Consider the following 12,840-nt stretch of genomic DNA (forward strand, 5'->3'; position numbering starts at 1 on the left):
CCGCCAAGGTGAAATCGGCAGCCGCCACCGGTGATTAACAAAAGCGCTTCCTGAAGCCCCAGATCGCGGGGAGCCGCAAGTCCGTAACGCAGCGAGCACCGCGTCTCCAGGTCGAGCACAAGCTGCGCCCAGCAGTTCCCGTCCCCGGGCTGAACTGTGCCGCACCGACCTGAACCCGCTGATCCAGGGGCCGCAGGGTCTCATCAGGATTCGGGTTCATCCGTGATGAAATCACGGGCCAACCCGAGCGGACGTGCAACGCTACGCCGCAGAGCAGGCAGGAAAAACGGTGACGCAGAGGCGTGGAATCACCGAAGCGGAGGGGGCGTAACGGAAGATCCGAAAACCGTATCACTGAGGGCCGTGGCTGCCCTCTCCCAGGTTTTCCCGGGCAGCGGGGGATGAGACCTCCCTCAGGGCCCGGCGAGCGGCCCCAGATGTCCCTCCGCTCGCTGTTCCTGGGCGCCCGACTGGCTCAGGACCAGATGGGGTCGCCGGGCGCCGTAGGTGGGATGGGACAGCGCACCTTCAGGAACTGGGCCTTCCAGGTGTGGACGGCCTTTCTCGCTGACGTCCGGGCACAGCGCAGTGATGCTGTCACCGCCCGGGCGATGGGCAGGGCCGCCTGCGGCGACGTTCTCCTCAACTGTCGGCCACCATCACCCGGTCCCGGCCCATTTGCTTCGCCCGGTACAACGCCTGATCCGCCAGCCCCAAGAGATGCCCGGTGTCCTCCCCGTGCACCGGGTAGGCGCTCACGCCAATAGAGAGCGAGATTGCTCCGACCGTTTCCCCCCCGTGCTCCACCGAGAGCCTGCTCACCGCTTGCCGCAATCCCTCTGCACGCTCGTGCGCGGCCGTCAGGTCTGCTCCGGGCAATACCACCGCGAATTCCTCCCCGCCATACCGGCACACGACGTCTTCTGTCCGAAACTGTTTGCGCAACAGCTGGCCCAGTTCGATCAGCACCTGGTCCCCAGCCTCGTGCCCGTACGTGTCGTTGAACCGTTTAAAGTGATCGACGTCCAACATGAGCACGGACAGCGGTTGTCCATGGCGCACCGCCCGCCGCAACTCCCGCTCAAACGTTTCATCCAGATACCTGCGGTTGAACAGTCCCGTCAGTGGGTCACGTATGCTCTGTTGCCGCAAGGTTTCCCGCAACCGCAGGTTGGACAGCCCCAAGGCGCTCTGATTGGCCACCGTCGTCGCCAACGACCGGATCCTCGCTTGCAAGGCGGGTTCCTCTGGCAAACCCCACAAGCGCAGATGTCCCAGGGCTTCTCCCTGAGCGAGCAGCGGAAAACACAGGTGGGCCTCCTGCATCAGGGGGCAGGGCAGCCCCAGGGGTTCTTCCTTTGGATCGTAACGCTGCCCCCGGCGAACGGCGAGGCACTGACTGGGCTCGAACGTCAGTGTCTCGCCCCTCCTGGTTCCCCCCCACTGCGCCTGAACGTCCAGCAAGTTCTTGGACGAATTCAGAATGGAGAGCGTTCCACTGAGGCTCGGAAAGACCTGCGGGAGCGCGTGCTGCAGAACAACCTGCCCTTCTTCCAGGCCTAGGCAAGTCTGCAGCTGGGTGGCCAGCGTATTGCTCGTAACCACCTCTACGTTGCGGTCCTGCAACGCCGCATTCTGCTCGACCAGCGCTGTATGGGATTCGGAGAGGCGGACGGACATCGCGTTAAAGCTGGCGGCCAGGCGTCTTACCTCGAGAATCCGGAATTCCCCCAGCAAAGAGGGCTGTTCCGTCGCAGCAAGGCGCGCTGCGGCTTCCGCAAAACGGTGGAGTTTCCGGCTGAGCGTCTGAGCGACGAGCAAGCTGGAAAGCACGGAAGTCAGGATGGCGGCCAGGACGCCCACCACAGTCACGACCTGATTGATCCACCGTGCCCGTGCCACCTCGGTCTGCCGGACCCGCAATTCTCTTTGCTCCGCTGTGGTGTACGCCTGGATCTCTTGCCGAATGGCGTCAATCAGCTGCTTTCCAAGCCCGCTTTTCTCCCGAACCACCACCCGCTGAGGCTGCGCAGTCCGGTTGGCAACCGCATAGTCCGCGATGTCGCGGTACCACTGGCCCAGCAGGGTTTCGATGCGCGCGACTCGGCCGAGTTGCCCGGAGCTGCCTGGGTCGACGTGCTCGTACTGTGAACGGCGCAGGGTTTGCAACTGGGCGTCCATCGTGGTGCGCGCGGCGTTGTACGGTTCGAGGAAAGGACGCTCCCCGGTGATGGCGTAGCCACGAATGCCCGTTTCCAGGTTGAGCACGGTCACCAAGGTGGCCTGGATCTGGGCCAGTTCCTGCTGCGTCTCGGCAACGTCCTGGGTCGCCGCCGCGTTGTTGACCATCGTCCACACGCTCAGCCCTCCAGACAGCAAGACGATGGTCCACAACAGGACCTGACGCTGAAGGAGGTAGGTACGAAGTCGAATCATAGGGGAGGCACTCCAGGAAAGTTCTCCCCAGAATAAAGGTTCAGAGCAGCAGTGTTCTGACAGTCACCTTAGGCGGAACGGTCAAGCCTCCGGCATTTCGGGCCTCAGCGTCTGCCTGCACATCATTCTGGATGAGGTCCTGCTCACCCGTACCCAGAATCACGGGCGCCAACCCTGAGCCAGGCTGCCGGGCGCGGCCTGCAGAGCTGGGCCTTCGAGGACGTCTTCGCCTGGACCAAAGGCGCGCTGAAGGGGGAACGTGTCCGGCCGGTGCATCAGGTTATTGCGCTGCAGTGATCGCGGGCGAAATCACGTCACCCACGCTGCTGTGGCGACGCCCCACGGTGCCGGGCCCAATGGTCCGCCTAAACCGACGCGCAACGCCGCGCCGAATGCGGTTCCTCTCCCCGGCGCCACACCCGGCAGTGTCCCTGGCGCGGCTGACGACCACCGCTGCCGTGCGGCGCGGGCAGCTGAGCCGGGCCACCTCGCTGCGCTCTTTATCCGCGAGGCCGCCGAGGCTTCTTCTGACGGCGCGGCATCTCCAAAGCCGACATCGCAACTGACCCATCCGGGTCGTTCGCCGCATCGTCGCCGAACAGACCAGTGGGGAGACCGTCAATGCGGCGCACGTCCTTACGCCGCCAGTTATCCATCGACCCGTTGGGCCCCCACGATTCGGCTTGCCGGGTTAGTGCCGGCCGGTCCTCCTCGCATGCCAGCAGGGGATGGCCAGCGCCGCACGACGTCATGCCCGGGTTTCACAATCAACCCGGTGATTTGCCCTGCTGCCCGGCAGATCGTGCCGCCCTTTCGCCGATTGTGGGCAGCGCACGACACATGGAAGACCTGCTCCGCGCCGTGAGCTCTGACGCCCGCGCTCACCCTGGACGTCACGGTCCTATCCCCCCTGCGCTCCGCATGCCTCCACCGTTTTCCTGAAAAGCCCCTCACTCGCACCCTTCTCTGGCCCAGCACGTGTCAACCCACGCCCGCCAGTCCCCCGTCGTCCAACCGGTGGATCCCCCCTTTCCGGAGCGTCTGGTGGTCCTCGGTTCGCCCTCAGCCCCGTATTCGTTCACCAACGCCTCTTCCTCCGCGCCAAACCCGGCGCACGCGCCCCCCTCAGGTGGCGGCTCGACCGTGGGTCCTGGGCCCCTTCGTCCTCCAGGAGGCCGCGCCCCCACGGGCGGCCCTGCTCCCTGGAAGGACCTGTCCTCCTGAACTGAACTACCCTGGCGTCATGTCCACCCCCTCGCCCCTCGCGCACCTGGGGCCCCCACACCCACCCCTGCTCGGCCATCCACACGCGTACGACATTCGCGCCCTCCGTATTCAACCTGAAGCCCTGCAGGACTGGTCCGCCACCCTCACGCATAACGACAAACAGATTGCCCACCTCACCAGCCGCGCCGGCCACATCGACGTCGCGTTCAATGATCCGTACCAGGAAGCCACCTTCCTCCAACGCCTCCATGGTCGCACCCTCCCATCCGGCCTGCCCGCCACCGTCGAGAACGCCGCCCTGGACCTCATCCTGATCAAGGTCGCCGAAGAACACCCGGGCCTCATCCTTACCCGGAACGCCCAAGGAACGCCGGACGTCTTCCCCCGACCAGAAGGCGAACTTCAGGAGGACGTCCTCGCGCTCCTCGCGCTCCAGGACGTGCACGAGCTCTACCAACCGGGGCAAGGCTGGTGTGAACTGCATTCCACGGGCAGCTTCCTCAGTTCAGCCCCACCCCTGGCCCTCCTCGACGCGTGTGAACAGGCCATGCGGCTGCATAGAGTCCAGCCCGGCGACACGGTGAACCTGTCCACCCTGCACGTTCAGACCATGTTCGAGTTGGGCGGCATTGCCCGCGCCATCCTCAACCTGCCCGAGGAACCCGACACGCAGGGGGGAGCGCTCTCCCTCCAGTTTGTCGTCGCCTTGCTGGCTGCGATCGGCTCCACGCTCCCGCCTTCCAGACCAGAAGCCCAACAGGTCCTACAAGCCTGTCTAGAACGGACGTTTCCCGGGACGGAGGCGACCCTCGCCCACCTCAGCACGCCGGTGGAGGACACGTGTGGGCATGAAGACCTCCTGCGCGCGCTCGTGACCGTGTTGCCCCTCAGTGGGATGCCTGGCTGGGCCGACGGATCCGAACTGGGGGAGGTGCAAGACGACCTGCTCATGGCGGCCGTGAGTGTCATGCGCGCCCTGTATTCCGTCCTGCATGTGGACGTGAATGCCACGCTTCGTGACATGCTCGGTCCTTCACACGGGCCACGACAAGATGAATAAATTCTCCCACGCTCAGGAAGAGAGTGGGTCCTGCACGCGTTGTAACTACTTAGTACGAGAATAACCCTCGTCCCTAACCACTCGCTATGACATTTAATCTAGCGTCTATAATCTACCAAGCAACGTAAAACTGGGATCATTGATGGCTGATTAAGTACCCCAGTCAAACAAGAAGGACTACTGCTTCTTCATGCTTTTGGAGGCTTTATATTTAGGAAAGAAACGAGTATTTATTATCACAGATGCCAATCCCTTGGCTGGCGTGTTAATATTAAAGGCAGTTGTAGCGTAAAATGCGAAGCTTATGGTTGTAGATCATTGATAAGGTGCTTCACGCCCTTGTAGACAATTTATCTATTGCAAGATACAGAGCAGTTGATCGGCGAGAGAGAGCGTTGAGCCGACGAGTTTGTGGCTGTTCGCCATGGGGAAGGCCGTAGCGCCGGGTGGTCACTGCAATTTTTCTTTGTCTCTGCACGGCTGTAAGATTGTAGCTACTTACCACGAGGGTGACCTTCATGGTAAGTAGCTACATAATTAACCTCGGTAAAAAATTTGCTAACAGCGTATTTAGTACTACAGTTGCAGTTGGCGATTCCGTCTCTAAAACACGGGAATTCTCGGGAGGTGACTGGTGACAGAAAGCCCTTGAACAGCAGGTTCCTGGAGCGACTGCAACTGTGGTAAGATCATCCGGAAATCCGGCGGAGTAGGATGCAGGCGAGCTGGACGAAGCCCAGGAAGTTCTGGGCTTTGCGCTCATCTCGTGTCCGAACACGCCTAAAGGATTGCAGCCAATAAGGTCGTTCGTTCCACCTTCCAGCGTCGCTTATAGCGACGCAGCGGTCGTCCGTCCTGCGTTTTCCTCTTTCGGTTCTTACAATTTGGCGCAGGTCATCTCGATCCCCAGAGCAGCAAGTTCCGCATCCAGAGAATCACTGTCATATGCTTTGTTCCCGATGAGTCGTTTGGGGAAGTCCATGCCAAAAGAGGCTTCCAGGGTGTCGTGCACCAGGGTCACTTCGGCAGGACTCGCACTTTCAGTATGAACAGCGAGCGGTATACCGCTCGCGTCCACCATGATCATGATCTTGGTGCCTTTGCCTTTCTTCGTGGGACCGACATCAGCGCCCCCTTTTTCGCGGCACTGAAGGTACCGTCGATAAAAGCTTCGCGGAGATCAAGCAGCGCTTGATCCTCCAATAATTCGTATAAACGGCCCAATACATTGGGAAACACGCCACGTTCATTCCATTCTTGAAAGCGCTCAAAACACGTGGACTTCGGAGGGTAATCGGGGCGAGGAAGTTCTGCCCACTGCGCTCCTGTTCTTAGAACCCACAACATGCCTTCAAGCAGTTCTTCATCTCCCCGACGCGGACGGCCGCTTCGGGTTTTCTTTTCGGGTGGAGGTCACAAGGGAGCGAGGATAGACCATTGCTCGTCTGTCAGTCGAACCTTTTTAGCGTGCCACACGGCCCTCAGCCAAAACAGTGACCTATTTCCGGATGACCTGTACTGTGTTCTTTGCCAGCACTTTCAGACCCAACGGACTACCACGACTCGCCACAAGGGTCACCCTCACGGTGTGTAATGACCATGCGTTTATCCTCGCAAGACCCGGTATTCGCCTTTGCCCGGTACGGCCGCCGGGCGCTTGATGTCGTCGCCCGTCACTATGACGAGGCGCACCGCTGTGACATCAAGGAGTCCACGCTTCCTGGTCACGCGCGGCGGCAAGGTCAGCCCGGCACCTTCAGGCCGTACCCCACGCCGCGCACCGTTCGGAGCAGGCTATACCCGCCCACACTCCGCAACTTGTTCCGTAAGTTCCCCATATGCACGTCCACCACGTTCGAGTGGCGGGAAAGCTGCCCGTTCCAGAGCTTCTGATCGATCTCCTGCCGGGAGTACACCCGGCCAGGTTGCCGGGCCAGCAGCAGCAGCAACTCGTACTCTTTCGGAGAAAGTTCAATCGGGCGACCGTCGTACGTTACTTGCCGCTTCAGCGTATGAATCTCCAGGGTGCCGTAAGACAACATCTCCGCACCCCCTTGGTACTGACGGAGCTGCACCTTGACGCGGGCGACGAGTTCTTCCGGGTGAAAGGGCTTGGTGAGGTAGTCGTTGGCGCCCGCTTCCAGAAGGCCGACTTTCCGGTCTACGGCGTCCACCGCCGTCAGGATGATGATGGGGAAGGTGCTGGTTTTGCGCAGGCGGCGAGCGACTTCCGCGCCGTCAAAATCAGGGAGGCCGAGGTCGAGAATGACGAGTTGTGGAGGTTGCTCCCGGGCATAGATCAGGCCGGTGAGGCCGTCGGGTGCGGTCACGACGTTGCAGCCCGCTTGGTTCAATTCGTATTGAACCACATTCGCGATGTCGGCGTTGTCTTCGATCAGTAGGATATGCGGCGGCATAGTGGGCTCCTCGCGCGGTGAAGCGTTCTGTCCAGGGTAAGGACCACTCTCTCTGGACGGTGCCGCGCGCCTTAAAACTTCCTTTGTTTAGGGTGGGCAGACTGTGGATCCGGAGCAGCGACAGCCTGACAAGCAGCGCGTTTGGCGTCGTGGCGACCCGCCGACAGGAGCGGGCACTGCATTCCGGCGCCTCGGCGCCTTTTCCCCGGTAGGGGTCAAACCCGAGGATGGCCCCGCAGAGTCAGGCGCCGGGCCAGCAGCGAGCAGCATGCGAAATCAACCTTGGCCTGGCGCCTCACCACGCCCGGACCTGGGGCGCCTTCCCGCCCGGCCGCCCGCGATCAGGGCCGTCACCACCCCCGTGAACAGGCCTGCTCCCCAGAAACGGCGCGGTCCAGGCGAGGAGCGCTAGGCCCGTCATCCGGGCGCCGGGCAGCCAGGTCCCTGCCCAGGCATACCGCCGGGCCTGCTTCCTCTTCCTTCCCCGCGCGCCCGCGGCGAGGCCCTCGGGGAGCGTGAAGTTACGCGCCTCCGGTCCGGAGCCTCACATGGGCAGGGGGCGTCCGTGAAGCAGGAGCGGCAGCGCATCTGCGGCGGGGAGCGGAACTCCAAAGTAATACCCCTGCGCGTAATGACAGCCCGCGTCCTGAAGCCAGGCCCACTGCTCGGCGTGCTCTACGCCTTCCGCGACCACCTTCATGTTGAGGTTCCTCGCCATGGCGAGGATGGTCCGCACCAACTCCGCGGCCTCATCACTGTTGAACAGGCGCTGAATAAAGGAGCGGTCGATCTTGAGTGCCGAAGCGGCGAACTGCTGCAAGTAACCCAAAGAGGAGTAGCCCGTGCCGAAGTCGTCGATGTGCAGTTGCAGGCCAAGTTGACGCAGGCCGTCGATGTTCCGCTGCACGGCGGGGCTGCGGTGCATCAACAGGCTTTCGGTAATCTCCAGGCGAAGCCGGACGGGGTCAAACCCTGTTTCCTCGAGAATGCACTGCACTGCGGGCGCGAAATCCGCCCTTGAGAACTGCACCGTGCTCGCATTCACGCTCAGAATGCAGGTGTCGGCGAGCGGCGTGCGTGTGGACCACGTCCGCAGCTGCTGGGCGGCCTCCTTCAAAACAAACTGGTCAATCTCAGCGATCAGTCCGGCGTCCTCCGCGACGGGGATAAATTCCGCAGGGCTGACGAAGCCCCGCGCCGGATGCTTCCAGCGGGCCAGCGCTTCAAATCCGATCAGTCCCCCCGTTGCCACATGCACGATGGGCTGGTAGTGCACGGAAAGCGCTCCCTGGCTCAACGCCTGCCTTAACTCCGTTTCCAGTTGCGTTCGCCGAAGGACTTTTTCGTGCATGGACGGCTCGAACACGACCGCCCTGCCCGGGCCGCTGGCCTTGGCGTGGTACATCGCGATGTCCGCGTCGCGCATGACGTCCTCATACTGCCGGTACTGGCCGCGGTTGGCCACCACACCGATGCTGGCCGTCACAGAAAACAAGTGGCCACCGACGTCAAAGGGGTCAAAGAGCGCCTGCTGAATACGGTGCGCGACCCGCATAGCGTTCTGGGGATCATGAATGTCGTCGAGCAGGACGGCGAATTCGTCGCCTCCAAAGCGGGCGACGGTGTCCTGTGCCCGGACGCTGCCAGCCAGTCGGTGAGCGAACTCCACCAGGAACTGGTCGCCCACATGATGGCCGAGGGTGTCGTTGACGGCCTTGAACCGGTCGCAGTCGAGAAACAGGACCGAGAACCCCTGACCGGGGTGACGCGCCGCGCGGGCGACGACGCGCTGAAGCTGCTCGTGGAACAGGCCCTTGTTTGCCAGTCCGGTCAGGACGTCGTGAATGGCCGCGTGCTGAAGCTGTTCGTTCAGACGCTGTAACTCGAGCGTTCGGTCTGCCACGCGCTGCTCCAGGTTGTCGTGGGCCACTTGCAGTGCCCGCATCTGTTCCAACTGCCGGATGGACTGACTGATGGTGTGCTGCGGTGTCTGCTCATCAAAATAAATGTCGATCGGCTGATCGGCAAGCAGGTAACCGTACTGCTCCCGCTGAAAAAACAGGGGCGTCACCATCAGGTGACCGCGGGTGAGTTCCGCGCGCATACCGTCAGGCAAGAGTTGGGCCGTGGGGAAAGGTGCGCCGTCTACGGGACAGGCAACGCCTTCCGCAAACACCACACGGCTGCCAGAAGTGGGGGAGGACGCAAAGGAGGTATACATCACCAGGATGACCCGCTCAAGACCCAGATTCTTGAGGTACTTGCGGGCAGCGTCAAGCATGGCCTCGTACGTCACGGCAGAAGTCATGTTGGACAGCAAGACGGCATTGCTGGTCTCCGTGAGGCGCTGGTGGACGTGGGCCATCTGCAGGGCGTCATACAGCAGGGTCTGGGCCTCAGAATGTAGAGCCTCAAACTCCGCCCGCAAGGCGGAAGTCAGGGTAGGACGTACCCTCCGGCGAAAGTCCGTCAACAGGGCGCGCCACACCACAAAGTGGTGGTCCTGGTGCAAATTCTTGAGTAAGGTGGCCTTCCAGTAGGTCAGGAACTGTTGGTGCTGTTCCGGTCGAGCCGCGGCGCAACAGTAGCGCTTAAAGATCTCTTCGTGAATGCCCGAGTACGCCGCGTCTTGGTGACGGAAGGGAGAGGGAAACGGCGCTGCCTCCTTTGCGCCGCAGGACTCACGGACAACCAGTTGGGAGGGAATGCGCAGATCTGACGGAGTGCCTTCGGCAAACAGCTTTTCGGCACTCAAACGGGCTTGATCTGCAAAAGGCTGGCGGACCGTGGTGAGGGGAGGAATGGCGTTCCAGTAGTTTTCATCGTCATCAAAACCGACGACCGCGACGTCGTCGGGAACCCGCCGTCCGTGCTCACGCAGCGCCGTGATGACGCCATCGGCCATTTCGTCGTTGGCGGCGACCACGACGTCAAAGTCGCGGGTCGTGGTGAGCAGCCTCGTCATTTCCGCATGGGCCACACCCAGGCGGAAATCCCCATTCAAGATCCAGTCCTCACGCACCGTGAGCCCGTATGCGCTCATCTTTTCCCGAAACACCTGCTCGCGGACGTTCGAGTCCTCGTTGCCCAGTCGTCCGCGTACAAAGACGAAGCGTTTGAGCCCCCGCGTGACGATGAGGTGGTCCATCAAGGCCTCCATGCCGGGACGGTTATCGATGGTGACCGACGGGATCCCTTCGATCTTCCGGCCGATGGAGATGGTCGGGAGAGACCCAAAGCGAGAAGCGAACGCCATGAGCTCCTCATCACTGGTGTTTCTCGCGAGGTTGGCCGTCATCAGGATGACTCCCGAATGCTGCTGCGGCCGAATCAGGTTGTAGACCTCGTTGGCCACACGCATGCTGTGACCCTCAGGAACAAGTTCCCGGCCGACGTAGACGGTGGAGGAGATCCCCCGCGCGTCGAGGACCTGCCGAATTCCCGTCAGGAGGTGCGCTTGGTAGTTGTGAATGTAATCCGCAACGATGGCAATGTTTTGCAGCGGAAGGGGAGACGCCGCTTGATGTTGCGTCTCCCGCCGCTCTCGCGTGTCACCCGTCATGCCAGTAACCTCTGAGATCCGGGCGTTATGGACTCAGGCATGCCTGACGCTACCGTGAAGGCTCTTTCTTAATTCTCACCGTTGGGCCCCGCGCTCGCGCTCTGGATCCCCGGGGCGGTGGCCCGAAGGGTGAAGTCGGGCCGCCGGCCGGAACAGTCCCGGTGAAGATCAACCGCGCGCTCCTGAACGCGGCGGCGATTGCCCAGAGGACTCCATGTTCGTCTCGCCGTTTGAAGCGGCGCAAAGGGTCAGGCAAACGCCACAGGCTTGACCCGACAGGCGCAGACGTCGCGCGCACTTCTTTGTCGGCGGTGCCATGGTGCGGCTCGGTGGGCCGACCGTTGAGCTCCTCCAGGAAAGCGTTTGGGCTCATGGCCCGCAGGTAACGCCGGTTCAGGGGGTCGAGCGCCCCTGTGCGCGTGCCCGGCAGCCGGTTCCAGTCGGTCGCCAGCACGTCGTAACCCGCCACCACCCCGGCGCACAGGCAGCCTGCCCTCAGGTCCCGGTCCACCAGCATGGCCCGCAGGCCCAGTTGCCCGCCCATGCTGTGACCCCAAACGCCCATCCGCTTGCGATTCACCCGGCGGTCTTTTTTCAGGCTGGCCGCCGCGTTCAGCATGTCTACGGTGTAGCCGGGGTCGTTGTAGCCCCCGCGCGCCACGCCCTCGGAAGCGCCGTGCCCCCGGTAGTCGCTTTTCAGGGTCACCAACCCCGCCCGCGCAAAGGCGTCCTGATAGGCGACCTACCGCTCGGTGGTGCGGTACTCACCCGGGGGGATATAGCCGTGGTTGAACATGCTGCCGGGCCAGCCTCCTGGCGGGGGCGTGCCCTTCGGTACGGTCAGCAGGGCACGGATGCTCAGCCCATCAGACCTGTAGCTCACCACCTGCCGCGAGTCGTTCACGCCGGGCGCGAGGTTCTGAAGCACGGTCAGCGTACGCCCGGGGTACTTCCTGGCGCGCAGGGCCAGAAGGCTGACCGGTCGGTTCCCGCGCCGCGAGTTGCCGCAGCGCCGCACCGGTGAACTCGGACACGGGGATGCCGGGCGGTTTTCTGTCCGGCGGCGTGTTGTCCCGGTCGGGCCCGGACCGCAGCAGCGCGAAAGGAAGGTTTTCCGACCCGATCACTGCCACGGATCCAGCCCCCGCCGCCAGCAGCAAGGCCAGTCAGGCGGGCCGTCTCATTGCCGCGGCCCGGTTCCACCCCGCTCCTCGAAGAGGGTGGGCGGGAGGCGAGGTCAGGGAGGGCCGGGCGCTTCATGCCCCAGGGGAGGGAGGTTTGGCCCGGAGAACAGAAGGCTCGCCCACGGTGGGAGGCGGACAGGACGTGTGGGCAGTCTGGACGCCCACCGGAGGTCCCTCCCTTCCGGTGTGGGGATCAAGGGGGACGGGCACCGTTGGTGTTTCCGGCCGTTGTCGGCAGGGCCCGCTGCACCGTGCGGAACTCGGCACACGCGCGGCGGGACGGGCTTACGTGCTGATCTGGTATGGACGGTTCAGCCGCCGTTCCAGAACGCGAAAGGCCCGCGCGGCGAGGGTGGAGAGCAGGAAATAGATGAGGCCCACGGCAAAATACATGGCGACAGGCTGATACGTGATGGACACGATGCCGCGGGTGGTGAGCAGCAGTTCGGTCACGGTGATGACGCTGGCAAGGCTGGAATCCTTGAGGAGGCCGATGAACTGGTTTCCCAGCGACGGCACGCCCACCCGGGCCGCCTGCGGAATCATGATGAGCCGCAGCACCTGGGCGGGACGCAGGCCGAGCGCCCGCCCGGCCTCCACCTGACCGTGCCCCACGGCGTTGAGGCTGCCCCGGATGATCTCCGCGGCGTAGGCTCCCGTAAAGAGGCTCAGCCCCAGGACAGCCGTATGAAAGGCGGGTAGGGTGATCTTCGTGATCTGAGGCAACGCGAAATACAAGAAAAACAGCTGCACCAGCAGCGGCGTGCCCCGGAAGGTCTCGATGTAGACCCCGGCCAGCAGGCGCAGCGGCCAGGGGCGAGACAGCCGTCCCATTGCGGCGATCATGCCTAGAACAAGCCCGAAGACGCTGGCCAGCACCGTCAGCGACAGCGTGATGAGCGTTCCCCGCCACAGGGCGAGCAGCACGTCGGGCGTGAAGGTGCCGAGCATGTG

7 protein-coding genes and 1 pseudogene are annotated in these 12,840 nt (G+C 62.9%); 1 reads left to right on the top strand and 7 read right to left on the bottom strand.

Annotated features, from left to right (window positions below; translation table 11 throughout):
- Nucleotides 1-642: 642 nt before the first annotated feature.
- Nucleotides 643-2,436 carry a sensor domain-containing diguanylate cyclase gene (locus B9A95_RS08550; RefSeq protein ID WP_084046504.1) on the bottom strand — a complete coding sequence of 598 codons (1,794 nt, stop codon included), beginning with the start codon at nt 2,434-2,436 and terminating at the stop codon, nt 643-645.
- A gap of 1,243 nt (nt 2,437-3,679) precedes the next feature.
- On the opposite strand from B9A95_RS08550, the gene B9A95_RS08555 reads away from it, so the two are divergent.
- On the top strand, nt 3,680-4,723 hold the full coding sequence (locus B9A95_RS08555; protein WP_084046505.1) for a hypothetical protein: 1,044 nt from the start codon (nt 3,680-3,682) through the stop codon (nt 4,721-4,723).
- 689 nt (nt 4,724-5,412) lie between these two features.
- Here B9A95_RS08555 and B9A95_RS08560 read toward each other — a convergent pair.
- The 6 genes and pseudogenes from B9A95_RS08560 to B9A95_RS08580 all read right to left on the bottom strand — a co-directional run bounded on the left by B9A95_RS08560 (nt 5,413) and on the right by B9A95_RS08580 (nt 12,837).
- Nucleotides 5,413-6,199 (bottom strand): annotated as a pseudogene (locus B9A95_RS08560) (IS5 family transposase).
- A 266-nt stretch (nt 6,200-6,465) separates the two neighbouring features.
- Entirely contained in the window at nt 6,466-7,140 is a 675-nt protein-coding gene (locus tag B9A95_RS08565) for a response regulator transcription factor (RefSeq protein ID WP_084046506.1), read from the bottom strand.
- Nucleotides 7,141-7,684: 544 nt separating this feature from the next.
- Entirely contained in the window at nt 7,685-10,702 is a 3,018-nt protein-coding gene (locus tag B9A95_RS08570; protein WP_084046507.1) for an EAL domain-containing protein, read from the bottom strand.
- Between the two features lie 49 nt (nt 10,703-10,751).
- Nucleotides 10,752-11,408, bottom strand: a complete 657-nt coding sequence (locus B9A95_RS08575; protein WP_425429920.1) for an alpha/beta hydrolase family protein — start codon at nt 11,406-11,408, stop codon at nt 10,752-10,754.
- Nucleotides 11,409-11,444: 36 nt separating this feature from the next.
- Nucleotides 11,445-11,630, bottom strand: coding sequence for a hypothetical protein (locus B9A95_RS36960; protein ID WP_425429921.1), 186 nt, complete (start codon nt 11,628-11,630; stop codon nt 11,445-11,447).
- A 541-nt stretch (nt 11,631-12,171) separates the two neighbouring features.
- Nucleotides 12,172-12,837, bottom strand: coding sequence for an amino acid ABC transporter permease (locus tag B9A95_RS08580; protein WP_084046508.1), 666 nt, complete (start codon nt 12,835-12,837; stop codon nt 12,172-12,174).
- Nucleotides 12,838-12,840 lie beyond the last annotated feature (3 nt).

It is taken from the genome of Deinococcus hopiensis KR-140, from assembly GCF_900176165.1.
Classification (GTDB): domain Bacteria; phylum Deinococcota; class Deinococci; order Deinococcales; family Deinococcaceae; genus Deinococcus; species Deinococcus hopiensis.